Here is a 23817-nt window from a genome sequence, read left to right on the forward strand (position 1 = left end):
CGGTTCCGGGTGCTGGAAAAGCACTACTGGCGGGGGCTCAACTTCCAGTTTCAGGCCCAGGAGATAGAGCGCATCGCCAAGAAGTTTCGGGTCACGTATCTGGGGGTCGATGTGTCCGGTATCGGTGCCGGGGTCTATGACCTCTTGAAGCCAGTCTTCAAAGGTGTGTGTCACCCCATCAACTACAGCATCGAGAGCAAGTCGCGGCTGGTACTCAAGATGATCGACGTAGTGGAGGCGAACCGCATCGAGTGGGACAGCTCGGACAGGGATATCCCGCTGGCGTTCTTGGCCATCAAGCGCAGTACCACCGGTGGTGGCCAGATGACGTTCCGCGCGGCGCGCGACAACGTGACCGGACACGCCGACGTGTTCTTTGCCATCGCCCACGCCGTGGCCAACGAGCCGCTCGATACCCACCGCAGACGCAAATCCACCTGGGCAACCAGTCAAGAGAAGAAGGCCGTATGACCAAACAACGCAAACAGCCACAGGCCCAGGTGGCCGCCTCATCCAACCGCGGCGCCGTGGCATTCAGCATGCCCGAAGCCATCGACCCCACGGCCTGGATGACCAATTACACCGGGGTGTTCTACAACCCCTATGGCGAGTATTACCAGCCACCCATCGACCGCAAGGGGCTGGCCAAGGTGGCCCGGGCCAATGCCCACCACGGGGCCATCCTGATGGCGCGGCGCAACATGGTGGCGGGGCGCTTTACCAACCAGCGCGCCACCATCACGGCGTTCGTGCACAACTACCTGCAGTTTGGCGATGCGGGGCTGCTTAAAATTCGCAATGGTTTTGGCCAGGTGGTGGGGCTGCACCCGCTCTCGAGTGTTTATCTACGCCGCCGGGAAGATGACTGCTTTGTCTACCTGCAGCAGGGCAAGCCGAACCTGATTTACCAACCGGAGGATGTCATCTGGCTGGCCCAGTACGACCCCGAGCAGCAGGTCTACGGAATGCCTGATTACCTGGGAGGCCTGCAGTCGGCCCTGCTCAACCAGGATGCCACCCTGTTTCGGCGCAAATACTTCCTTAACGGCGCCCACATGGGCTTCATCTTCTACGCCACCGACCCGAACATGGACGACGACACCGAGGCCGAGATGAAGGAGATGATCGCCAGTAGCAAGGGGGTGGGGAACTTCCGCTCCATGTTCGTGAACATCCCTGACGGCAAGCCGGATGGCATCAAGCTGATCCCGGTGGGGGACATAGCGACCAAGGATGAGTTTGCGGCCATCAAGGGGATCACCGCCCAGGACGTATTGACCAGCCACCGGTTTCCGGCGGCGCTGGCGGGTATCATCCCGACCAATGGCGGCGGTGGTTTGGGTGACCCCGAGAAGTACGACGCCACCTATGCCAGGAACGAGGTGTTGCCGTTGTGCGAGCTTATCCAGGATGCCATCAACAGCGCGGGACTCCCTCGCTCCCTTATGGTCGATTTTCGGGAAACAATGGGCGTGACTGTATAAACAAACAGTGTTTGATATGGCAAAATAGTACGTTGATTTTTATGGGGAAGGGGGACGTGATGCGGGTTTATTGCAAAGTGTGTGGCCAGCGGGGCCGCATAACCAAGACCAACAAGCTGAGCGATGATGTCTCCGATCTCTATTGCCAGTGCACAGATGCAGAATGTGGCCACAGCTGGGTGGCCACCTTGTCGTTCGCCCACACCTTGAGCCCCTCGGCCAAGACCACAAACCAGCTGGTGTTGAGCCTGATGGGGTCGCTGACGCCAGAGGGGCGGCAGATGGTATTGAAAGGTATTGGGGTTCAATAAAACTCATAGAGGAAGCATATGAGCATACAAGGCCACTCATATGCATCTCCACAATTCGAGTAATCTCGCTGTAGCGAAAGCCACAGGTTACAGGCGGATAAAATCTGGGCCGATTATCGCAATGGTGCGACTGGAGCTTGATCTATCCGTGACTCTTATTATGTGGCCATTTTCTAAATTGCGAAGAAGATGTTTAACACTGCGACGAGCGTTGAGTCGTTTTGGTATGTGTGTACGCCCGATAAAGCTTAGTAGTCCATGTTTCGTGGCTAGAGTCTCGAATCGCTTGTGGTGTCCTTCAGACAAAAACGCAGCGTGGCGTGTGGGACTAACCCAGCTCAACGCTTCTAGCATGTCGTCCCATGCTCTCTTAAGTAATCCCAATGAAGAGCTAAGACCATAAACTGGGTTTGTGTAATCAGGCTTTCCTGTAGCCGGATCCTCAAATTGAAACTTCCAGATAGCTTCATGGTGTGCCAAGCGGTTACGAATCTCACGAATACGCTCGAATTTTTTTTCGATCACATGTCGACCAGTCCCAGCAGGCAAGCCTGGGAAAACATATGGTAACAAATGGGGCCAAAGAAGGGAGTTGTTACGGGGCTCTTGATACGCCGGTGTTAACAGGTTTGACCAAAAGCCAAAGTCAAGCCCTGAGATAACCCTGGCTGCGTCAGGTGTTTTTCCTGCTTTTTTGATTCGCTGACTAACTTTACGGACAGAGTCTTCTTCCCATGCTGTTCTGTCGTAGTTTAAGCTGCGTCCACCTTTACCATCCAGTAGATTGCCATATCTGTCTTTCTTGTATCGTTTGTTCTGGCGAATGAAAGATTGATCTCCCATATACCGTGGAAGGTCAAAAATCCAGTTGCTATCAGTACGCCAGCCTGATACCCCTGAATGAGAGTTTGAGCGAACAGCATGGTCTATACTGTTACGTAAGGTAACTTCTAGGCAGTGCATCAGTGGTTGCATGGCGCTACATAGCGCTTTGTTCCAGTTGTAACCACCAAGTGCTTCGTCAGGTCTCAGCTTGAGAATATCAGTGTAGATTCTTAGCCGTTCAGTCGATATGTAGTCTTCCAGAATCACTTAAGCCTCACATTTATTAAAATTTTGCTGATCAGTTGACACCGGTGTCAACTATACAATATATTTATCCCATCAAGGCTCAGACTTCTTCGGACCTGAGCGCAAAAGTTAGTATGGAAAAGCCACCTTAGGGTGGCTTTTCTCATTGTGGTTATCTTGCTTTACATGCGTGAGTGACTCCCTATCCGTAGTTTGTCTCATTCCGCTCTTTTCTGACTTGACGATGGTCAGCCACCACTTGGTGCCGCGATGGCTTGTACAGTGGATTACGCTGGTCGGCAGCGCCCGGGTTTGCTCGGTCAATGAGGCTACCTGGTGCTATCCAGAGAGTGCGGCCCGAGCTGACACAGCGAATGGTGCCGTCGACGTCGATCACGACGGGGGTTAGGCCTGGTACAGCATGGACCTTGGTCAAGAGGCGGCCATCGGCAGAGGTGACCGGCACTGTCGGCCGGTTGACCTGAAACAGATCCGGAACCTCTTCACCGGCTGCCAGCAGGTTCAGTTGTGCGGGCCGTGGATGACGGCGGCGCAAGATGGAACAGGCTATCTGCTGCTGGTGACCCTGCAGCATCTGCACCCAGGCGCTGATTTCATGGGGTGGCCATGCCAGCAGGCAGGTGACGCGATTGTCCAGGGTTCGGTATTCCGTCTTGCTGATCGTGGCTTGTCGGTGGTTCAAAAGTACTCCTCCCTCGTCAGTTCGTCAGTGCGCAACTCGGCGATAAGTTGGTCCAGGCTGCGCAACAGTGGATCGTTGGCGTAGGTATCAGGTGCTCCTCTGGCCTCAGCCGTGAGTATTTTCTCCAATGTCTGCGTGGCCAGCGGCAGATCTGCATCCGCTATGCTGTCAAACCACTCATCGATGCCGACTTTTCCGCAGAGTAACCCCGCCTTGATGCTGGATTTCCAGTGAGTTAGCCGCTCTTGCAGGTTAGCCGCCTCTTCCCGTTGCCACTCCTGCTCTTGCCTGGCGCTCGCATCGTTGGGCCTGCCCTCTCTGCTCGCCTGCAGCTGGCCGTTCTCAAGCCAAAGAGTGAAGCCGTCTGCCGTGACGCTGGCACCGGCCCGCAGACGGTCGATGGAGAAGGGCGATAATCCCCATTGCTCTGCCATCAACTGATCCGCAAACGCCGCAGCGTCTGGCTGCGTACAGTTATTGTCAGAGCTCCAAGGAGCCGGGCTGTCGCCCGACTGAACACCTACACCCCAAGACGAACCCCCGGCGGCCTTGGCTGCCTCATAGGTGCCTGCTGGCACCACTTCCCAACCGGTAAGGCGAGTACGCACACCAAGGCGAGCTGAGTGCAGGCCCATCAGGCGTTTGATGTCCTCGCCGTAAACGTTGGCTTTCTCCTCGATGAGGTGGGCCAGTTTGATAGGATGTTCTATGCGGGTGGCCAGGGCTCCCCCCATGGCGTGGAGGTAGCAGCGAAAGATGCCGTTATCCGCAGCAAAGCGGGCGGCCTCAAAGACAGGGTCTTGCAGCACGGGTTTGGGGGGCCCCACCAGATCACCATTTTTCTTGGCGTTACTGATGCGGCGTAGCTCACGCCAGACGCCGACCGGGGCGCCACCGATCTGTTGGAAGGTGCGAATGCCCCACCAACTGGCCCAAGCGCAAGCATGTTGCGCACCCACATCTGCATCGGTTCCTGCCTCTTCGTCATCACCCACATAGGCGCCGTCGATGTTCTTGGCGATATATTTGGCGATGTAGCCGGTTGCATCGCCCTTGGCCGGGTCGATCAGCTTCCAGTCAAAGCGGGGGGTAAAATCGGTAAAGGTGGGGGCCGCGACTGGTGTTCTCACTAGCTCCTCACGGTCATGGCTCAGGGCGTAGTGCTGCATGATGCCGATCACCCGTGCCCTATCCTTTGGACGCATAAAGAGCAGCATGTGCCAGTGTGGTGTCCCGTCGTGGTGTGGTTCACACACCCGAAAGCCATAGACAGGGGCATCGTTGCGCTTGAGCGCAGCGCGAGTCAGGCTCCACAGTTTGGCCAGATAGGCGCACGTCTCTCGCGGAGTGGCGCCTTTATACCGCTTGTTTTCAATCGCTCGGCCATTACGCTTCTGTGCCCAGGCATGAAATTGGCTTGGTGCCGTCCAGGTGAAAAACACCCCCACATGGCCCTTTTCGATGGAGTAGTCCTCAAAGCCACGCATCCGGGTCATCATCTCATTGCGACGATTGACCGGGTTGGAGGTGCTGGCTTCCCAGCAGTCCTTCATCGAGACCACCAGGTCGTGCTGTTCGTTCATCACTTCCGATTCGGCTAACCAGCGCATCATGGCCCGCTTGCGCTCACGCACCACTTTCATGGTGGCGTTCGAGATGTAGGCAGAGACCCCCTTGCGCACCTTACCGAGCAGGATGTTGATGTGTTCCTGCAGACGATCCCAGGTGCGGTTGATGCGCTTTTCCCACCACTTGGCTGAGAGCAGGCGCACCATCACGCTCAAGATCCAGTTATCACGCACCTCGTCGGTCTTGAACTTGGGCATCACACCGACAAACCCCCACTGATCGGCAGGCTGGCGAATCGCCTCCCAGGTCTGCATCAGATCGGGTTCTTCCTCATCCTTGATACGCCGCTCGACGTGGCTCCAGATAGCGGCTGTCTGGTTGGCAAACTGATGAGCCACCCGCTTGCGGCCATCCTCATCACGGAGGTGATGGGTATCGACCGGGATCACCATGATCAAGCTGCGCACCCACTTGGTTCGCTCACGCAGCCAGATGTTGGCGCTGCGGCAGTTGCTGGCCGAGCCATCCTTGCGGCGACGTACATATGACTTGAACAGCGATTGGGTGAGTAAAGGTGACAAGCCATCGAGCAGCTGCACCGCCCACACCAGGTCATATTGACCGGGGGCACCAATGAATGCGGCGTCAAGATTGACGCCGGGCAGGGAGTTGGAGAGGGTGTCGATACGCTGCCGCAGTGTCCGTTTGGACAGCGGCAGCTTTGCTATGGTGCGGGTCATTGGGGGAACGTTCCGGACAAATCTCTGATGTTGCGTGTGCAGCTAATCACTGTGCTGGCGGCGTGACGTTTCATCTTGCGGGCTGCCGCGCACTGACGTAGCAGCAGCTTGATGCTGGCATGGGGGCGGGCAGGCAGTTGGCGCGTGTTGGCCAACTCCCGCTGGTAGAAGCGCAGCCGGGCTGCGTCTTCACGATGGGTGTCTTGCCAGCGATGAAGCCGGTGAGACATCTCCTGTTGCAGGCGATAGTTCATCGGATGTGCTCCCCCTGGCCATGTAGCGGGGCGCACTCTTGCCACCACTGCCCAATCTCCCGGGCCAGTGCAGTTTCTCCCTGGCCCAGAGCCAACCAGTAGACAGAGCGCACGGCGCCGAGTGCCAGCAGCTCCCGGGAAATATCCCGATCTCCTCTGGCCTCACCACCGGCAGTGATGAACTCGCCCCGGGCAGCCAGCCAGTGGGTGGTCAGTTGGTTGTTAGCGGGGGTCATCGCTGACCCCACGTTTTCTTCATCCTCCTCGTTACCGTCATCACCCAGCAGTGCCGCCGGGTTACTGGTGGCAACCAGCTGGATCTGAATGTATTGCTGACCGGAATAGACGCCGCCGAGACTGATGCGGTTATCCTCTGCGTTGGCGGCGAACATGTCGGCCAGCAGCCCTTCGACCAGCTTGGGAGCTTGGCGAGCAATGGTGATGGCGTCGCTCATTAGTGAGCCCTCCGGTTAAGGCGGATGAACAGCAGATGCCAGCGTTGATGCAGTTGGGCTTGAGCCCGCAAGCCCGGGGCTTCGTTACCGCGATAGGCATTAGCGCGGTGGGCTCTGGCTGCGAGCTGCTTGGGTAGGTCGGCGACTGCTTTTGCGGCCGCCTGCTGGCTGATGGGATGGAAGATTTTGCTCATGCCACCCCCTCGACAATGCGAACGCGGCCAGAGCAGAGGTTTTCCAGGCGAGCATAGTGGCGCTGGCCACGTAGCCAGGTGGTGCCGCAGTTGCTGTATCCCTGTTTGACCAGGTAAGCGCTTGCCTCGGCGATGCTGGGTACGGTATGACGAGTCAAAATGGCGGCCATGGTCATGCCTCCTCTTGGACGGTGGTCGCCGGGGCTTGCCCGGTCAGCAACCAGTCGGTGTGCTGTTTCAACTCGGGGTGCTGAGCCATCAGCAAGAACAGGCCGCCACCAATCTCGCGGTATCCCAGCTCGTAGTTCTTGAGTGTGGTGGGCGGGATCCCCAACTGATCGGCAAACTTCGGACGACTCAGGGCCAGCCGCTCCCGCAATTGGCGCAGACGCTTGGCGGCATGGTGGTTGAGCAGGTTGATCTGGGTAGGTTGTGCATTCATGGTCAGGCTCCTTGTTGAGGGCAGGGATTGATACGGCTGAACAGAGAGACCCAAGCCAACGCGGTGGGGCGCTCGGCGGCTGCAATCCAGTCAGGGTTTCGGATAAGACGGGCGCCATACCGGCCCGCCAGCTTGCGTTGTTGGATGCGAAGGTTGCGCAAGGCGCAGGGGATAGCTAAAGTTGTCATGTCGACTTCCTTGAGAGTTGTTGATACCGGCCCGCTTGGAGTTACCGCTCCTAATGCGGGCTTTTTTATTGCCCGATTGGCCGTGGGCCCTGGACATGACTGATGTTTCGCATGGTGCGGGCTTGTTGCCGCAGGCGCGCTGCAGAGAGCAGTTCACGTTTGTTCTTCTCCGGCGTGGCCTGATCAGCTGCACAGCGAAAGGCGGCTTGCCAGCTGATGGCATCACACCCACCTGAGAACAGGCTCTGCATCCCAAGCGCAATCACGCTTTGGCGAATGCTTTCTCGCTCTGCTGGCTGCATCTCCTCTAGGGTCATTTCGGCATAGGTAGAGGGGCGCAGCTGAGCATCGAAGCAGATGGCGCGGCGCTGGCGCACTGACACTGCCGACCACTCACGGCCAACACTCTTCTTACTGATCTCGAACTGTTCATGCAGATGGTCCAGCCAAGCTGTATTGCGGATGATCTGCTCTTCTTGCGGGGTTAATGGCATCTCGCTCTCCTCACATACTCATGGTTTGCAACAGGATGTCTGACGCGCAGGCCAGAGCCGGTACTGCCTGGAAGCGGGCTTCGACGTCATGGATCAGGATGGCCAGCGAACCCATGGCCGAGGTGGCCACGCTCACCAAAGTGTTGCGCTCGGAGCGGGTGATCCGGCCCCGGTCGGTCAGCTCCAGCGCCCGCTGGCCTATGTTGGCAATCTTGGCGTTCAGATCGATGGCCTGATGGGGCAGGGAAGGGGCCCGGTCTGCATGAGGGATCGCAACAGCCGTCAGGCCACAATCCAGCAGCATGCCGTCCAACAGGGTTTCGTCCCCTTCGGTGGCGTGATACAGCGCTATGAGGTCAGCTGCCGTCAGTTGATGCGGTTGGTCAGGGTTGAGCTTGTTCCTCAACACCTGGGCATCAATACCAGCAGATGGGGCAATCGCGCTTATTTCGTGATTGGATTTGAATCTGCTGCATGCAGATTCGAAGTGCGGATGTTTGCAGTCGCCACTAATAAACATGGTTCTCGCTCCGTGGAGTGCCATAGTAATCAGGAAGTTGCAGGGAGGTAGGCTGCGGTGGCGGCTTTGTGGTAGAGCGCGACCATGTTTATCAGGACGCGATGCTTGGGGCCGGGCTTCGGCATGATCTGCAGCTCACCGTTGGAGATCATCTTCTTAACGGTGCCAACAGGAATGCCGGTATCGGCGCTGTAGCGCTCGATGGTTTTGACTGGTGTGTCGATCTTGAGTGCAATCTCTGACATGATAGATCCCCTTAAACGTTGCTCAATACGGCTCGATATAGCTCTAAAGCTTCAATTCAATCTCACAAAGTGAATTGTTGATCTAAAAAGCTAACAGGTCAAGCGGTAGGGGGTTTAATAGCTTGATAAAGTTCTATGAGGTGCTTTATGACTACGGAGAAAGCTTTTAAGGTTGATTTTGATCAGTCATCCTTCTCAGAACGACTTAATAAGGTGATAGGCAACGAACCACTGCGCGCTTTTGCTCGACGAGCAGACATGAGCGATAGCGGCCTCAAGCGCTATTTGTATGAAGGAACCATTCCCCCTATTGATCGAGCTTTAAACTTGGCGCGCGCAGGAGGAGTCACCTTTGACTGGCTGGTGTTTGGCATCGACGAAGCTTCTAGCGGCACGCGAACGAATTGGCCAATTTCGCCCGCCTTTTATGCTCAAAGCGTTCAATTGACCGACGAGTTCACTACGATCCCCGCATATCAGGTTGAGGCCAGCGCTGGGCATGGCTCACAAATAACAGATGAGCCGATGGCCGAACCGATGGCATTCCGCTCTGACTGGTTGCGCCGTGAGGGGTTTGACCCGGCCAAGATGGTGGTCATCCGCGCTAAGGGTGACAGCATGGAGCCGACTATCAATGACGGCGATGTGATCCTGGTGCGTTTGAAGAATGGAGAAGCCCCACGCGATGGCCTCTATGTGCTGCGTCTCGATGGTGGCTTGTTCGTCAAGCGCCTGCAGTTTGACCTGGGCGGGGTGCGCATCATCTCTGACAACCCCCTGTATAAATCCCGTGACCTGAGCAAAGCCGAGCTGGCCGAACTGGATCTGGTTGGTCGGGTGGTCTGGGCTGGCAAGAAGTTCTGAGGAGTTCACATGCTTTCGTTGATGGCTGCTTTGGCGGCCCTTTTGTGTTTGTTGCTGACTGTGGCTGGTTTGTTTAAACCTGCGTTGCTTGGCCAGACACGCCGCCTGAATGCGTTTTTTATCGGCCTCTATGGAGCCCTCGGGTTCTTTATTCTCGGCATGGTACTGGATGGCAAAATCGAGCTGTCTGGCGGGCTGGTGTTGTTGGCCTTGCTGGCGGCTGCTCATAGCATCTTGCTGTTCATCAGCCATGCGCTGGCCGTGCTCAAGATGAGCAAAGAGGAACGGGCGCAGGTTCGCCCAGGCAAAGCAGCGGCTGGTGTAGTGCTGTTGTTCCTTGCTGCTGGCGCAGGCGCTTGGCTGTCCCGGCCTGCTCCGCTTGATGCCCCCATGCCGCCGATAGAGAGTGCTAAGGAGCAAAGCGTCCAACAACCAGCCCAGGCTATGCGGGTGCTTTCCCTCACTGAACAGTGCCGACTGGAGCAGGATATCTATCAGCAGATGAACCAGGTCACGGATGGAGTGATGGCGCGCTTTGGTGGCCTGCTCGATGGCCAGCAGATCGACTATCACCAGTTCGCAGAGTACCGGTTCAGCACTGTTAATCCGGCGATATCTGCGGTCAGCGATTCGATGAACGGCCTTCGCACCAGCCATATGGATGATGATGTGGTTATCCGGCAGGCGGCTAGCATGGTGCAACGCACTTATGCGTTTGTTGGCCAGCTCTATGCCGCCGCCAGAACTGGCGATGATGTAGCGTTGAAGTCTGCCCGTGATCTGTTGGCACAGGCTATTGCATCTCACAAGCAAGCCCGGGCGGTGTGTGATGACAGTCAAAAAGATTGATGGGCAAGCCAAGCCCTGGCGGGCAGACGTTCGTCCTGACGGAGTGACCGGTCCTCGACTGCGCAAATCCTTCATGACCAAGGGGGAGGCGTTGGCGTGGGAGCGGCACCAGCTGACGAACAAGCCCTGGCTAAAAGAACCTGAACCAGATAGTGAGCAGCAAGAGCAACAACGCCTGCTTGACCTGGTTCGACTCTGGTTTGGTCGCCATGGTCAGACGTTGGCTGATGGGGCGCGGCGGCGGGATAAGTTGATATGGCTATGTGAAGCACTGGATAACCCGGTTGCTACCGAGTTCACCTCTGAGCACTTCTCGGCCTATCGTGAACGTCGACTCGCGGGCGATCTCTATATCCCAGGTCGAAGCAAGCAGGTTACTCCGACCACTATCAACCGAGAGCAGCTTTATCTGCAGGCGGTATTCAACGAACTGGCCCGCCTTGGGGTGTGGAGTGGCGGCAACCCGCTGGCCGACCTGCGCCAGTACAAGGTACAGGAGAGCGAGCTGGCCTATCTCTCCCAGGATGAGATCGAGCAGTTGCTCGATACCTGCAAGGAGCAGCGGGATCTGTGGCTGATAGTGATGCTCTGTCTTTCTACTGGGGCCCGTTGGTCAGAGATCGAAAAAGTCAGCCGCTCCCAAGTCGGCTTGGGTCGGATCACGTTCACTCGTACCAAGGGAAAACGAAACCGGACAGTACCAGTAGCACCCTGGTTACTGGCCATGCTGCCCAAACGCCCTGGGCGTCTATTCAACGATTGCTATGCCGAGTTTGAGAAAGCTATCAAGCGGGCCAACATCACGTTGCCATCCGGGCAGAGCACCCACGTTCTGCGCCACACCTTCGCCAGTCACTTCATGATGAATGGCGGCAACATTCTAGTGCTGCAACGTATCCTCGGCCATACAGATATAAAGATGACAATGCGCTATGCCCACTTTGCCCCCGATCACCTGGAAGATGCCGTGCGGCTGAACCCCATCACGGCCTTGAAAGATGTCCACAAACAGTCCATCCAGCCGCTCCACATTGACTTATAAAGCGTGATATTGAACTTTTCCAACCCTTATGAATCAGTAACTTATTGATTTATAAGGTTGCTTTGCGGATTCAAAATCCGCCGTTGCAAGACGTGTCGGTTCGAGTCCGACCCCGGGCACCATTCCAGAATTCAGTGACAAAAGGCCATCCTCGCGGATGGCCTTTTGTTGTTCTGGATCCCGTTGCGGGGTCCTGGCGATGGGCATCGACAGCGGGATGTCTGGCGGCAGGCTGCCCTGACGCCAGGTTTGATCTTGTGTCTTCATCTGTGATGCCTCTTCTGGCTTACGCCATGCAACCACGCCAGAGGCGCTCTCTTTCGCAGTCAACAAACCCCCGGCAGTCAACAGAGCCTCCACGTCACAAGCGGACAGTGCCGCCTCCCCGCAGCCATGCCCCGTGGCTGCTGAGTGGGCGTCAAGCCCGCCTGGTCTTTTCCCCTCGTAGCCAGTGCGACTGGGTTCCCCTGGTCCTCCCGGCGCCCGTAGCCAAGGCTTGCGCCATTTAAGTGCATCCCCGGATGCTGCCCGGTCGAGGTGCAATCCTGAATGGGTTGGCGCGCCCAGCGCACCATCATGGTGCTAGTATTTCTCTTTATCTTTTTAATGCACTGATAGTAAAGAAGTTTATTAACTGGCCTGTTTTATGCTTCCGTCCATCAGCTTGCCATGTTGCCGCACCAATAAGGGCACAGCAGTCAAGACGGCGATGGAAGGGATGGCCGGGTATGTTTTATATGAGCCACCGGATCCACATGTTCATCAGCAAGGCGAACCGATCCGGTGCAGGAAAGACAGGGAAGGAGATGGCGATATGCTCAAGAGATTCATGATGACAGGCCCGCTGGCGTTGACCGCCTTGCTGGCCGCCCCAAGCTGGGCACAGGATGCGGTCGTGGCCACAGCCCCAGTCGCTGCCATGACCATCAACAAAGGGGATAATGTCTGGATGCTGCTGTCGGCGGCGCTGGTGATCCTGATGTCGATCCCGGGCCTGGCACTGTTTTACGGTGGATTGGTGCGCAGCAAGAACATGTTGAGCGTGTTGATGCAGGTATTTGCCCTGTTTTCCCTTATTTGTGTGCTGTGGGTGGTGTATGGCTACTCGCTCGCCTTCACCGAGGGCAACAGCTTCTATGGCTCCTTCGACAAACTGCTGCTCAAAGGGGTGACCCCTGACTCCATCGCTGCCACCTTCAGCAAGGGAGTGGGCATCAGCGAATTCATCTATGTCGTGTTCCAGGGGGCCTTCGCAGCCATCACCTGCGGTCTGATCGTGGGGGCCTTCGCCGAGCGCATCAAGTTTGCCGCGGTGCTGCTGTTTTCCGTGCTCTGGTTCACCTTCTCCTACATACCGCTGGCGCACATGGTGTGGTACTGGGCAGGTCCTGACGCTTATACCACTCTTGAAGCCGCCAGCGCTGCCACCGCCACCGCGGGTTACCTGTTCCAGCATGGGGACCTCGATTTCGCTGGCGGCACAGTGGTGCACATCAACGCGGCCGTGGCCGGGTTGGTCGGGGCCTTCATGGTCGGCAAACGCCTTGGTTATGGCCGTGACGCCATGACCCCCCATAGCCTCACCATGACCATGATCGGGGTCTCCCTGCTCTGGTTTGGCTGGTTTGGTTTCAACGCAGGCTCTGCCCTTGAGGCCAATGGCACGGCCGCCCTGGCCTTTATCAACACCTGGCTGGCCCCGGCGGCGGCGGCGCTCTCCTGGACCCTGGCCGAGTGGCTGATGAAGGGCCGTCCCTCCTTGCTGGGTGCGGCCTCTGGTGCCGTTGCCGGACTCGTCGTGATCACCCCGGCCGCCGGTTTTGTCGGTGTGGGCGGCGCCCTCATCATGGGGTTGCTGAGCGGGGTCGCTGGCCTCTGGGGTGTACATGGTCTCAAGCGACTGCTGGGTGCCGATGACAGCCTGGATGTGTTTGGCCTGCACGGGGTGTGCGGCATCCTGGGGGCGCTCTTGACCGGGGTCTTCGCCAGCCCGGATCTGGGCGGTACCGGGGTATGGGACTATGTCACCAATCAGGTGGCGCCAGATTACTCCATCCTGACCCAGGTCAAGATCCAGGCCATAGGCGTTGGCGTGACCATCCTCTGGTCCGGTGTCGTCGCCTTCCTGGCCTACAAGCTGGTGGATATGACCATCGGGCTGCGGGTAAAAGAGGATGCGGAGCGCGAAGGGCTGGATGTCACCAGCCATGGCGAGAAGGCCTACAGCCAGTAAAAACATCAAGCCACAGGATCTCCATGCCGCCGCCGGTCCTATCCGGCGGCTTTTTTATGGCCGCCAAGGGGCAGCAGCTCGGCCCAGCGTTTGCTGATGGCGCTGCTTTATGCCTGGCGATCTGCCCGGTTCACCGCTCAGCTATTTCCGCTATGGCAACGTTTTATGCCTGCAATTTGGCCGGATCTCCGCTAAACTCTGCCACCCTTTATTTGGGGTAGCCGGGCCAGCCCTGCTTCCACCCTTTCTTCTATGCCTTCGGAGCCGCTCATGCCGTTAGTGGGACACCAACATCAGATCGATATTCTGGAACTGACCGACAAAGGGGATGGCAAGGGTCGCCTGTTCGATCGCCCCCTGTTCGTCGAGGGTCTGCTGCCCGGTGAGCAGGCGCTGGTCGAGTTGACCGAGGTCAAGCCGAACTATCTGCACGGCAAGCTGGTCGAGCTGACCCAGGCTTCCGCCGACAGGGTTCCCGACTTCTGCCCCAATACCGAGTGCGGCGGCTGCCAGGTCAGACCGCTGGCCTATCCGGCCCAGCTCAAGCTGAAGCAATCCCTGGTGCAGAGCGCACTGGATCAGGCCGGGCTTGCTACCCAGGTCAACCCCATCCTCGGCATGGACAACCCCTTCGCCTATCGCAACAAGGCGCAGTACGCGGTGCGTGGCAGCGAGGCGGGGGCCGAGATCGGTTTCTATCGCAAGCACTCCCACACACTCATCACCGCCGACGACTGCGCGGTGCAGGACTCCCTGCACGTGGAACTCAATGCCCGGGTGCGTGGCTGGATGCGCGCGCACGATATCGCCGCCTATGACGAAGTGGCCCACACCGGCTGCGTGCGCAACCTGATGACCCGCAAGGGCTTCAAGAGCGGCGAGCTGATGGTGGTGCTGGTGACCCTGGGTGAGGCGCTGCCCTTCGAGGCCGAACTGCTGGCTATCTTAAGCGATCTGCCCATCACCACCCTGGTGCAGAACATCAATGACGAGCGCACCAACCGCATCCTGGGAACGAGCAACCGCGTGCTGCTGGGGGAAGGGGTGATCCGCGACAAGATCCACGAGCTCGCGTTCGAGATCTCGCCGCTCTCCTTCTTCCAGAACAACCCGAGCCAGACCGATGTGCTCTACTCCAAGGCGCTGGAATACAGCGAGTTGACCGGCAACGAGACTGTGTTCGACATCTATTGCGGCATCGGCACCATCTCCCTGTTCCTGGCAGCCAAGGCCGCCAAGGTAGTCGGCATCGAATCGGTGGAGAGCGCCATCAGCGATGCCCGTCGCAACGCCGCCCTGAACGGCATAGAGCACACCGAATTCCACGTGGGCAAGGCCGAGCAGCTGATGCCCGAGCTGCACGCCCAGGGCGTGAGCGCCGATGTGGTGGTGATGGATCCCCCCCGCAAGGGTTGTGACAAGGCGGTGCTGCAGACCCTGGTCGCCATGGCGCCGCGTCGCCTGGTGTATGTCTCCTGCAACCCGCAGACCCTGGCCCGGGATCTCGCCTATCTGGTCAAGCAGGGCTTCGTGCTGGACGAGGTGCAACCGGTGGACATGTTCCCGCACTCCATGCACGTGGAAGCGGTTGCCCGCCTGAGCCTGCCAGCCAAGGGCTGATCGGCGAAGGGTTGATAGCCCATCGGTACATGTTCCACCCATGGGCCATGCAGATGGATGCCGTCACACGCTTGAGCCTGCTGGCCAAGGCATGATTTGAATTAGCCAGATGGCTCTGATAAAAACGACTCCACATGGAGTCGTTTTTTATGGCCGCTCGCAAGCGGGTTAAAGGGCAGGGAGCCTGAGATGAGCATTCGTTTGGCCGAGGCGGAAGATGCCGCCGCCCTGGATCACTTCTTCCAGCAACTGGATCGGGAGACCCGTTTCATGCTGTTCGAGGCGGGGGAGCGCCCATCCGATATCGAGGGGCAGCGCCAGCGGCTCGAGGCCATGGCGGCGGCCCCCAATCAGGCCATGTGGCTGCTGGTGCTGGACGGGGAGGTGGAGGGATTTGCGCTGATGATCGGAGGCGGCTTGAGGCGCAATCGACACTGCGCCCTGGTGGTGATGGGGTTGCGGTCGAGTGCGCGCGGGCTGGGGTGGGGTGAGCGTTTGCTACGTACCCTGATCGCCGCCGCGCCAGGTTGTGGCATCAGCCGGCTGGAGTTGGGAGTGATGGCCCATAACGAGGCGGCTCATGGGCTCTATCGCAAATGCGGCTTTATCGACGAAGGCATTCGGCGCAACGCCTATCGACTGGATGATCGCGATGTCGACGAGATCAGCATGGGTCTTTTATTGCCGCCAGACGCGCCATGACGCCATCTATTTAGGAGCGCCAGGCGTTAAGCGCATGGCAACAGCGTGTTAAGAGTGGACAGAGACAAGGAATCGATCATGAAAGCTATCTTGTTGCGTTGGCTGGCCCGTTACGATGCCTGGAGCCAGCGCTGGGGCTTATCCCCTGAGTATCGCCGTTGCTGTACGCCTCAGCGCAGGGAGGCCAGAGCCGATTGTCCCAAGCCGCTGCCGGTTGAAAAGCAGTCAGCGCCATGAGTGGCCCAGGCTGAACGGCATGTGGCGGTTAATCGACTCCCCGGGGTCATGCGTTTGTGGCCTGCTGGGCCGGGGGGATCCCCCGAGCTAAGCTCAGATTAAGAGTGTTCCGTCCCTCACTGGGTCGGTAACCCGTCTCCTTTCTTCTCTTTATATAGCGAGCCCTGTTCTATGCGGTCGTTTGACAGCCACTGCCACCTGGATTTCCCCGACTTTGATCAGGATCGTGCCGCTCTGCTGGCTGAGTGTCGCCTGCGGGGTGTGGCGGGCTTCATCATCCCCGCTATCGGTGCCGGCAACTGGCGCCGGGTGATGGCGCTGGCGGCGAGCGAGCCCGACATCTTCTTCGCTCTCGGTGTGCACCCATGCTTCGTGGCCGATCAGCCAGAGGATGTGATGGCGCAGCTAGCTGCCCTGGCCGCTGCACGACCGGCGGGTCTGGTTGCCATAGGGGAGTGCGGTCTGGATGGGCGATCCCATCTGGTCCAGGAGGGGCAGTTAGCCCTGTTTGAGGCACAAATCAGGTTGGCCATGGGGATGGATCTCCCCCTCATCGTCCATTCGGTGCGAGCCAACGACGATGTGCTCAAGCTATTGCGCCGTCACAAGCCGGCCAGGGGAGGGGTCATTCATGCCTTCAGCGGCTCTTTGCATCAGGCGGAGCGTTTCTGGCAACTGGGTTTCAAGTTGGGTATTGGCGGTACCATCACCTATGAGCGGGCCAATAAAACCAGAGAGGCGGTAGCGGCCATGCCGCTTGAGTCTCTATTGCTGGAAACGGACTCCCCAGACATGCCACTGTCGGGGGCGCAAGGGGAGCGTAATTCGCCACTCTCTCTATTAAGGGTGCTTGATGAATTGGCAAATATAAAACGTTTGCCTGTCGAATATGTTGCAAGGGTGTTGTGTGAATCCACATCCCGCAGTTTTCATCTCCATAAATAAACCATTAACATTAATTCAACCTGGCAATGCTTGTGGGTGAAAAAGCACGAGGATAAAAATCGTTTGCGGTCTAATTTAGCGCCAGTTAGTCGATTTGATGCTTACAAAATGTGACCGCCCTTATACTTTGTCGCGAGCCAGTTAGTATAATGCGCACCCTTGATTGATAAGTTTGGGACACAACTTATTAACAAGTTGGAAGGTGCTACTACGAGGAAGATAACAATGAGTTTGATCATGGGTCTGGTAGGGATGGCGACGCTCATCCTTATCGCGGTGCTGTTCTCCAGCAACCGCAAGGCAATCAACATCCGTACCGTGGCAGGTGCGTTTGTTATTCAAGCCGGTCTGGGGGCATTCGTTCTGTATGTTCCGGTTGGCCGCGATATTCTGGTCGGCGTCTCCAGTGCCGTTTCCAGCGTCATTAGCTATGGCCAGGATGGTATTAATTTCCTGTTTGGTGGCCTGGTCAGCGATAAGATGTTTGAAGTATTTGGTGGTGGTGGCTTTGTATTTGCCTTCCGCGTTCTGCCAGTCATCATCTTCTTCTCTTCCCTGATTGCCGTTCTCTATTACCTCGGCATCATGCAACTTGTCATCAAGGTGCTGGGTGGCGGACTGCAAAAAGTGCTGGGTACGTCCCGTACTGAATCTCTGTCTGCGACTGCCAACATTTTCGTTGGTCAGACCGAGGCCCCGCTGGTGGTACGTCCCTTCATCGGCAAGATGACCGACTCCGAGCTGTTTGCCGTCATGTGTGGTGGCCTGGCCTCCGTAGCCGGTTCCGTACTGGCCGGTTACGCCGCCATGGGCGTCAAAATGGAATACCTGATTGCTGCCTCCTTCATGGCTGCCCCGGGTGGTCTGTTGTTCGCCAAGTTGATCGTGCCTGAGACCCAGAGCCCGAACTATGACGAGAACAGCGCCGATGGCGACCTGGATGACAAGCCAGCCAACGTGATCGATGCCGCCGCAGCCGGTGCTTCCTCCGGTATGCAACTGGCCCTGAACGTCGGCGCCATGCTGCTGGCCTTCATCGGCTTGATCGCCATGATCAACGGTATCTTCTCCGGGATCGGTGGCTGGTTCGGCTATCCTCAGCTCTCTCTGGAACTGCTGCTGGGCTGGTTGTTCTCCCCGCTGGCCTTCCTGATTGGTGTGCCTTGGAGCGAAGCGACCGTCGCCGGTTCCTTCATCGGTCAGAAGCTGGTGGTGAACGAGTTCGTGGCCTATCTGAACTTTGCTCCTTACCTGAAGGATGAAGTGCTGATCAATGGTGTGGCCATGTCCGACCACACCAAGGCGATCATCTCCTTCGCCCTGTGCGGTTTCGCGAACCTCTCCTCCGTGGCTATCTTGCTGGGTGGCCTGGGTTCCATGGCACCGAACCGTCGTGGTGACATTGCGCGCTTTGGTCTGAAAGCCGTGTTGGCAGGTTCCCTGTCCAACCTGATGTCTGCAACCATTGCAGGCTTCTTCCTGGCCCTGTCCGCGATCTAAGTACGGCTGACAAGCCTTAAGCCGAACGCCACAGCATATGCTGTGGCGTTCGCATTTGGGGAGCTGACAACCGTTTTCCTCCCTAAACTCATCACAAGAAGTGAGTCAAACCGGAGGTTCTATGAACGAAGTGTTACTGGCCATGGTTGCCGGCTTCATCGTCGGCCTGTTGTTTTCTTTCCTCAAATTGCCGATCCCGGCACCACCGGTATTATCCGGGGTGATGGGTATCGTAGGAGTCTACCTTGGTGGTGTCGCCTACTCTTGGGTGTTGACTCGCTTCTTCTCCTGAGAAGGAGAAAGTGATGGATTTGCCTGGTGTGAGATACCTCTGGAATTGGCAAATCCGGCTTGCAAACAGGGGGTATCTCGGCTGAAATAGGCATTGCCAGCAGGGTGCTGGCATTGACTAATGCCCGATGGGATCGGGTGTTGGCGGTCAAATGGAATTGATTGGGAATCAGGGTCTGATGTGCATGACCTTTCTCAAGTCTTCATGGAACCAAGTCCGCACTTTTGTAAGAAAGTGACAGGGCTCTTGCCTTATTTACAGTCTATTGCCCGTGCAGTCGCACTGTATTTCCATGCCCGCATGCTGGGTGGAACCTGTCGGCCAACTGCGTCTTCGCAGCTGACTCGTTTGCCTCATGGGGCCCAATCAAAGACTTTGGAGAATTTCATGACCGATCTGAAACTGGCTGCCCAACGCGCCTTGAACCTGATGGACCTGACCACCCTGAACGATGACGACACCGATCAGAAGGTGATCGACCTGTGCCGCAAGGCCAAGTCTCCGGCCGGCCTCACCGCCGCCGTCTGTATCTATCCCCGCTTCATTCCCATCGCACGCAAGACCCTGCGTGAGATCGGCGCTGCCGACGTGCGCATCGCCACCGTGACCAACTTCCCCCATGGCAACGACGACATCGAGATCGCCGTGGCCGAGACCCGCGCCGCCGTGGCTTACGGTGCCGATGAGGTGGACGTGGTGTTCCCCTACCGCGCCTTCATGGCTGGCAATGAACAGGTCGGCTTCGATCTGGTCAAAGCTTGTAAGGAAGCCTGTGGTGACAAGGCGCTGCTGAAAGTGATCATCGAGACCGGCGAGCTGAAAGAAGAAGCGCTGATCCGTCGCGCCTCCGAGATCTGCATCGATGCCGGTGCCGACTTCATCAAGACTTCCACCGGCAAGGTGCCGGTCAATGCGACCCCGGAAGCGGCTCGCATCATGATGGAAGTGATCAAGGCCAAGAACCCGAAGGTGGGCTTCAAGCCGGCCGGTGGCGTAAAAGATGCAGCCGTGGCCGGTCAGTACCTGGCCATGGCCGAAGAGATCCTGGGCAAGGAGTGGGTCTCACCGCGCACCTTCCGCTTCGGCGCCTCCAGCCTGCTGGCCAGCCTGCTGGCGACCCTGGGCCATGGCGACAAGCCTGCCAATACCAGCGGTTACTAAGTTGCACAAAGGGCGAGCGCGGCTCGCCCTGTTATGCCCCTGCCCAGCCATGTGCGGGCAGGGATAACGGCTTATGTGACGCCTGCAATGGCGGAGGGAATGAAAGATGTTTTTGCCTCAAGAAATTATTCGCAAGAAGCGCAACGGTGAAGCGCTCACTACCCAGGAGATTCAATTCTTCGTCCAGGGCATTACCAACAACAGCATCGGTGAAGGCCAGATCGCGGCCCTGGCCATGGCGGTCTACTTCAAAGACATGACCATGGACGAGCGGGTCGCACTGACCTGTGCCATGCGCGACTCCGGCATGGTGCTGAACTGGGAGAGCCTGAACCTGGGTGGCCCCATCGTCGACAAGCACTCCACCGGTGGCGTGGGTGATGTGGTCTCCTTGATGCTGGGTCCCATGGTCGCCGCCTGCGGTGGCTTCGTGCCGATGATCTCCGGCCGCGGTCTGGGTCATACCGGTGGTACTCTGGACAAGCTGGATGCCATTCCCGGCTACCAGACCTCGGTCGACAACGATCGCTTCCTGAAAGTGGTGAAAGAGGCGGGTGTGGCTATCATCGGCCAGACCGGCGATCTGGCCCCGGCCGACAAGCGCATCTACGCGGTGCGTGACATCACGGCCACCGTCGAATCCATCGCCATGATCACCGGCTCCATCCTCTCCAAGAAGCTCGCCTCCGGGCTCGAAGCGCTGGTGATGGACGTCAAGGTGGGTTCAGGCGCCTTCATGCCGACGTTTGAGGCATCTGAGGAACTGGCAAAAAGCATAGTGGCCGTGGCCAACGGTGCCGGTTGCCGCACCTCCGCCCTGCTGACCGACATGAACCAGGTGCTGGCCTCCAGTGCAGGCAATGGGGTGGAAGTGCGCGAGGCGGTGCGCTACCTGACCGGTGAGTACCGCAACCCGCGCATCCACGAAGTGACCATGGCGCTCTGTGCCGAGATGCTGATCTCCGCCAAGCTTGCGAGCGACGAGCAAGACGCCCGTGCCAAGCTGCAGGCGGTGTTGGACAACGGCAAGGCCGCCGAGATCTTCGGTCGCATGGTGACCGGCCTCGGTGGTCCGGCGGACTTCATGGAGCGTTACGACAGCTACCTGCCCAAGGCTGGCATCGTACGCCCCGTGTATGCGGCGCAGAGCGGTTTCGTGACCGCCATGGATACCCGTGAACTGGGTCTGGCCGTGGTCGCCATGGGCGGTGGTCGCCGCGCCGCCGGTGACAAGCTCGACTATGCGGTTGGTCTGACCGACTTTATCCGCCTGGGGCAGCGCATCGAGGCTGACAAGCCGCTTGCCCTGATCCACGCTCAAACAGAAGCTCAATTTGCCGAGGCTGCCCGCATGGTGCAGGCTGCCATCAAGATCGGCGACACCCAGCCAGAGGCACTGCCCGAGGTTTACCGTCGCATCGGTCTGGCCGATTTGTAACAGGGGGAACACCCATGAAACGTACCTTTATTCTGATGATGGACTCTTTCGGTATTGGTGCCGCCGCCGATGCCGACAAATTCGGAGATATCGGCGCCAACACCCTTGGCCATATCGCCAAGGCCTGCGCCGCCGGTGAGATAGAAGGCCGTGGCGCCCTCAACCTGCCCAACCTCAACAAGCTGGGCCTGGGCCACGCAGGGGAGCAAGCTTCCGGCTACTTCCCGGCGGGCTTGAAGAAGGATATCGAGGTGGTCGGTGCCTACGGCTTCGCTCAGGAGCTCTCCTCCGGCAAGGACACCCCGTCCGGCCACTGGGAGATCGCCGGCGTGCCCGTATTGTTCGAGTGGGGCTACTTCAAGGATCACCACAACAGCTTCCCCCAGGAGCTGCTGGACGCCATCGTCGAGAAGGCGGGCCTGTCCGGTTATCTGGGCAACTGCCACGCCTCCGGCACCCAGGTGCTTGATGACTTGGGTGAGGAGCATATGCGCACCGGCAAGCCTATTCTCTACACCTCTGCCGACTCCGTGTTCCAGATCGCCTGTCACGAAGAGACCTATGGCCTAGAGAAGCTCTACGAGCTGTGCCACATAGTGCGCGAGCTGCTGGAGCCCTACAACATAGGCCGGGTCATCGCCCGTCCGTTCGTGGGCAGCGGCAAGGGCAACTTCAAGCGTACCGGCAACCGTCACGACTACTCGGTACTGCCGCCGGCGCCGACGGTGCTGGACTACATGAAAGAGGCGGGTGGCCAGGTGGTCTCCATCGGCAAGATAGCCGACATCTATGCCAACCAGGGCATCACCAAGCAAGTGAAAGGCACCGGTCTGGCCGAGCTGTGGGACAGAACCCTGGAAGAGGTGAAAGCCGCCGATGACAACACCATCGTCTTCACCAACTTCGTCGATTTCGACTCCTCCTACGGCCACCGCCGTGACGTCAAGGGCTACGCCGATGCGCTGGAGTATTTCGACGCCCGTCTGCCGGAGTTGTTCGAGATACTGCAAGATGGCGATGTGGTGGTGCTGACCGCCGACCACGGCTGCGACCCTACCTGGGGCGGTACCGATCACACCCGTGAATACATTCCGGTGCTGTTCTACGGCAAGCCGGTCAAGGCCGGTTCCGTCGGTCGCCGCGAGACCTTCGCCGACATCGGTCAGAGCATCGCGGCCTACCACGGTCTGCCCAAGCTACAATACGGCACCAGCTTCCTGTGATGCCGCCCCTGGGCCGGGCCGTGGGGCTGATCCTGCATGGCCTGCCCAGGGTGCAGCAGGGTATCTGCTTCCTGTAATTTACGCGCCCGCCGCCTCGGTGGCGGGCAACCAATAAAGACAATAAAACTCAACCTAGTGTGAAGGAATCAAGAGAATGGCAACTCCTCATATCAATGCGAAAGATGGCGCCTTTGCTGACACAGTACTGATGCCAGGGGATCCCCTGCGCGCCAAGTACATCGCCGAAACCTTCCTGGAGAACGTCGAGCAGGTATGTGACGTGCGCAGCATGCTCGGCTTCACCGGCACCTACAAGGGCCGTCGCATCTCCGTCATGGGTCACGGCATGGGTATCCCGTCCTGCTCCATTTACGCCACCGAGCTCATCAAGGACTATGGCGTGAAGACCATTATCCGTGTCGGTTCCTGTGGCGCCGTGCGTGAAGACGTGAAACTGCGTGACGTGGTGATCGGCATGGGTGCTTGCACCGATTCCAAGGTCAACCGTCTGCGCTTCAAGGATCACGACTTTGCCGCCATCGCCGACTTCGACCTGGTAGCCAATGCCGTGCAAGCCGCCAAGAACAAGGGCGTACCGGTGCGCGTGGGTAACATCTTCTCCGCCGATCTGTTCTACACCCCGGATCCTTCCATGTTCGACGTCATGGAAAAATACGGCATCCTGGGTGTCGAGATGGAAGCCGCCGGTATCTACGGCGTGGCCGCAGAGTACGGTGCCAAGGCACTGACCATCTGTACCGTCTCCGATCACATCCGTACCGGTGAGCAAACTACCTCCGAAGAGCGTCAACTGACCTTCAACGACATGATCGAAATCGCGCTGGACTCCGTGCTGCTGGGCGACTGATCCCGCGGCTTCGGCTCCATGCAAAACGGCGACCTCAGGGTCGCCGTTTTTTTATGATATCGAGCCGCTGATCGACAACAGCAATGCCATGTCTGTTGGCCGATGACGAGACTGGCTGGCCTAAACGCCAGAGCGCAACGCGGGGCCAAAAGGCCCCGCATCATCTCCTGTGC

Annotated in this window: 29 protein-coding genes and 1 pseudogene; 17 read left to right on the plus strand and 13 right to left on the minus strand. The window is 58.2% G+C overall.

Annotation, left to right across the window (positions count from 1 at the left end; genetic code table 11):
* From M2367_RS18880 to M2367_RS18890, 3 genes and pseudogenes are all read left to right on the plus strand, one after another.
* A pseudogene (locus M2367_RS18880) lies at positions 1-471 on the plus strand (terminase); the annotation flags it as partial.
* On the plus strand, positions 468-1484 hold the full coding sequence (locus M2367_RS18885) for a phage portal protein (protein ID WP_259237855.1): 1017 nt from the start codon (positions 468-470) through the stop codon (positions 1482-1484). The pseudogene M2367_RS18880 and the gene M2367_RS18885, both read left to right, overlap by 4 nt.
* Before the next feature lie 59 nt (positions 1485-1543).
* Complete coding sequence (locus M2367_RS18890) at positions 1544-1795, plus strand: ogr/Delta-like zinc finger family protein (RefSeq protein WP_259237856.1); 252 nt, start codon at positions 1544-1546, stop codon at positions 1793-1795.
* 87 nt (positions 1796-1882) lie between these two features.
* Here M2367_RS18890 and M2367_RS18895 read toward each other — a convergent pair whose 3' ends face one another.
* The 12 genes from M2367_RS18895 to M2367_RS18950 form a co-directional block, all read right to left on the minus strand.
* Entirely contained in the window at positions 1883-2887 is a 1005-nt protein-coding gene (locus M2367_RS18895; RefSeq protein ID WP_259237857.1) for an Abi family protein, read from the minus strand.
* Positions 2888-3068: 181 nt separating this feature from the next.
* A complete protein-coding gene (locus tag M2367_RS18900) occupies positions 3069-3569 on the minus strand; it encodes a hypothetical protein (RefSeq protein WP_259237860.1) in 501 nt (166 codons plus the stop codon).
* Complete coding sequence (locus tag M2367_RS18905; protein WP_259237863.1) at positions 3566-5878, minus strand: replication endonuclease; 2313 nt, start codon at positions 5876-5878, stop codon at positions 3566-3568. Before M2367_RS18905 ends, M2367_RS18900 begins: the two co-directional genes overlap by 4 nt.
* Positions 5875-6132, minus strand: coding sequence for a hypothetical protein (locus M2367_RS18910; protein WP_259237864.1), 258 nt, complete (start codon positions 6130-6132; stop codon positions 5875-5877). The genes M2367_RS18905 and M2367_RS18910 overlap by 4 nt, the downstream gene beginning before the upstream one ends.
* Complete coding sequence (locus M2367_RS18915; protein WP_259237865.1) at positions 6129-6587, minus strand: hypothetical protein; 459 nt, start codon at positions 6585-6587, stop codon at positions 6129-6131. Before M2367_RS18915 ends, M2367_RS18910 begins: the two co-directional genes overlap by 4 nt.
* Complete coding sequence (locus tag M2367_RS18920) at positions 6587-6781, minus strand: hypothetical protein (protein WP_259236787.1); 195 nt, start codon at positions 6779-6781, stop codon at positions 6587-6589. Before M2367_RS18920 ends, M2367_RS18915 begins: the two co-directional genes overlap by 1 nt.
* Positions 6778-6951, minus strand: a complete 174-nt coding sequence (locus tag M2367_RS18925; RefSeq protein WP_259237866.1) for a hypothetical protein — start codon at positions 6949-6951, stop codon at positions 6778-6780. Before M2367_RS18925 ends, M2367_RS18920 begins: the two co-directional genes overlap by 4 nt.
* A gap of 2 nt (positions 6952-6953) precedes the next feature.
* Complete coding sequence (locus M2367_RS18930; protein ID WP_259237869.1) at positions 6954-7223, minus strand: DNA-binding transcriptional regulator; 270 nt, start codon at positions 7221-7223, stop codon at positions 6954-6956.
* Positions 7224-7225: 2 nt separating this feature from the next.
* Entirely contained in the window at positions 7226-7411 is a 186-nt protein-coding gene (locus tag M2367_RS18935) for a hypothetical protein (RefSeq protein WP_259237871.1), read from the minus strand.
* 65 nt (positions 7412-7476) lie between these two features.
* Positions 7477-7905, minus strand: a complete 429-nt coding sequence (locus M2367_RS18940) for a hypothetical protein (protein ID WP_259237873.1) — start codon at positions 7903-7905, stop codon at positions 7477-7479.
* 10 nt (positions 7906-7915) lie between these two features.
* A complete protein-coding gene (locus M2367_RS18945; RefSeq protein ID WP_259237874.1) occupies positions 7916-8425 on the minus strand; it encodes a phage regulatory CII family protein in 510 nt (169 codons plus the stop codon).
* A 29-nt stretch (positions 8426-8454) separates the two neighbouring features.
* The gene (locus tag M2367_RS18950; RefSeq protein ID WP_259237876.1) at positions 8455-8670 is read right to left on the minus strand and encodes a hypothetical protein; all 216 of its coding nucleotides are present in this window, start codon (positions 8668-8670) and stop codon (positions 8455-8457) included.
* A gap of 147 nt (positions 8671-8817) precedes the next feature.
* Here M2367_RS18950 and M2367_RS18955 point away from each other — a divergent pair, with 147 nt between their 5' ends.
* From M2367_RS18955 to M2367_RS18965, 3 genes are read left to right on the plus strand one after another with little or no spacing between them, the layout of a single operon-like run.
* Positions 8818-9534, plus strand: coding sequence for an XRE family transcriptional regulator (locus tag M2367_RS18955; RefSeq protein WP_259237879.1), 717 nt, complete (start codon positions 8818-8820; stop codon positions 9532-9534).
* A 9-nt stretch (positions 9535-9543) separates the two neighbouring features.
* Positions 9544-10383, plus strand: a complete 840-nt coding sequence (locus tag M2367_RS18960) for a hypothetical protein (protein ID WP_259237880.1) — start codon at positions 9544-9546, stop codon at positions 10381-10383.
* Positions 10364-11425, plus strand: coding sequence for a tyrosine-type recombinase/integrase (locus M2367_RS18965; protein ID WP_259237881.1), 1062 nt, complete (start codon positions 10364-10366; stop codon positions 11423-11425). Before M2367_RS18960 ends, M2367_RS18965 begins: the two co-directional genes overlap by 20 nt.
* A gap of 33 nt (positions 11426-11458) precedes the next feature.
* Here the strand turns inward: M2367_RS18965 and M2367_RS18970 are convergent, their stop codons facing one another.
* The gene (locus M2367_RS18970) at positions 11459-11692 is read right to left on the minus strand and encodes a hypothetical protein (RefSeq protein ID WP_259237882.1); all 234 of its coding nucleotides are present in this window, start codon (positions 11690-11692) and stop codon (positions 11459-11461) included.
* Positions 11693-12239: 547 nt separating this feature from the next.
* On the opposite strand from M2367_RS18970, the gene amt reads away from it, so the two are divergent.
* From amt to deoD, 11 genes are all read left to right on the plus strand, one after another.
* Complete coding sequence (amt, locus tag M2367_RS18975; RefSeq protein ID WP_042041629.1) at positions 12240-13658, plus strand: ammonium transporter; 1419 nt, start codon at positions 12240-12242, stop codon at positions 13656-13658.
* Between the two features lie 270 nt (positions 13659-13928).
* Positions 13929-15278, plus strand: coding sequence for a 23S rRNA (uracil(1939)-C(5))-methyltransferase RlmD (gene rlmD, locus M2367_RS18980; RefSeq protein ID WP_259237884.1), 1350 nt, complete (start codon positions 13929-13931; stop codon positions 15276-15278).
* Positions 15279-15467: 189 nt separating this feature from the next.
* Positions 15468-15980 carry a GNAT family N-acetyltransferase gene (locus M2367_RS18985; protein ID WP_259237886.1) on the plus strand — a complete coding sequence of 171 codons (513 nt, stop codon included), beginning with the start codon at positions 15468-15470 and terminating at the stop codon, positions 15978-15980.
* A gap of 78 nt (positions 15981-16058) precedes the next feature.
* Positions 16059-16217 carry a hypothetical protein gene (locus M2367_RS18990; protein ID WP_259237887.1) on the plus strand — a complete coding sequence of 53 codons (159 nt, stop codon included), beginning with the start codon at positions 16059-16061 and terminating at the stop codon, positions 16215-16217.
* A 171-nt stretch (positions 16218-16388) separates the two neighbouring features.
* Positions 16389-17162, plus strand: a complete 774-nt coding sequence (locus M2367_RS18995; RefSeq protein ID WP_259237890.1) for a TatD family hydrolase — start codon at positions 16389-16391, stop codon at positions 17160-17162.
* A gap of 225 nt (positions 17163-17387) precedes the next feature.
* Positions 17388-18662 carry a NupC/NupG family nucleoside CNT transporter gene (locus M2367_RS19000; protein ID WP_042041624.1) on the plus strand — a complete coding sequence of 425 codons (1275 nt, stop codon included), beginning with the start codon at positions 17388-17390 and terminating at the stop codon, positions 18660-18662.
* 121 nt (positions 18663-18783) lie between these two features.
* Positions 18784-18954 carry a XapX domain-containing protein gene (locus tag M2367_RS19005; protein ID WP_042041623.1) on the plus strand — a complete coding sequence of 57 codons (171 nt, stop codon included), beginning with the start codon at positions 18784-18786 and terminating at the stop codon, positions 18952-18954.
* Between the two features lie 387 nt (positions 18955-19341).
* Positions 19342-20115, plus strand: a complete 774-nt coding sequence (deoC, locus tag M2367_RS19010; protein ID WP_259237893.1) for a deoxyribose-phosphate aldolase — start codon at positions 19342-19344, stop codon at positions 20113-20115.
* 106 nt (positions 20116-20221) lie between these two features.
* Complete coding sequence (gene deoA / locus M2367_RS19015; RefSeq protein WP_259237897.1) at positions 20222-21553, plus strand: thymidine phosphorylase; 1332 nt, start codon at positions 20222-20224, stop codon at positions 21551-21553.
* Positions 21554-21567: 14 nt separating this feature from the next.
* The gene (locus M2367_RS19020) at positions 21568-22776 is read left to right on the plus strand and encodes a phosphopentomutase (protein WP_259237900.1); all 1209 of its coding nucleotides are present in this window, start codon (positions 21568-21570) and stop codon (positions 22774-22776) included.
* A 154-nt stretch (positions 22777-22930) separates the two neighbouring features.
* Complete coding sequence (deoD, locus tag M2367_RS19025; RefSeq protein ID WP_042041615.1) at positions 22931-23644, plus strand: purine-nucleoside phosphorylase; 714 nt, start codon at positions 22931-22933, stop codon at positions 23642-23644.
* The last annotated feature ends 173 nt before the right edge of the window (positions 23645-23817 follow it).

The organism is Aeromonas sp. BIGb0445 (assembly GCF_024809075.1).
Classification (GTDB): Bacteria; Pseudomonadota; Gammaproteobacteria; order Enterobacterales; family Aeromonadaceae; genus Aeromonas; species Aeromonas rivuli.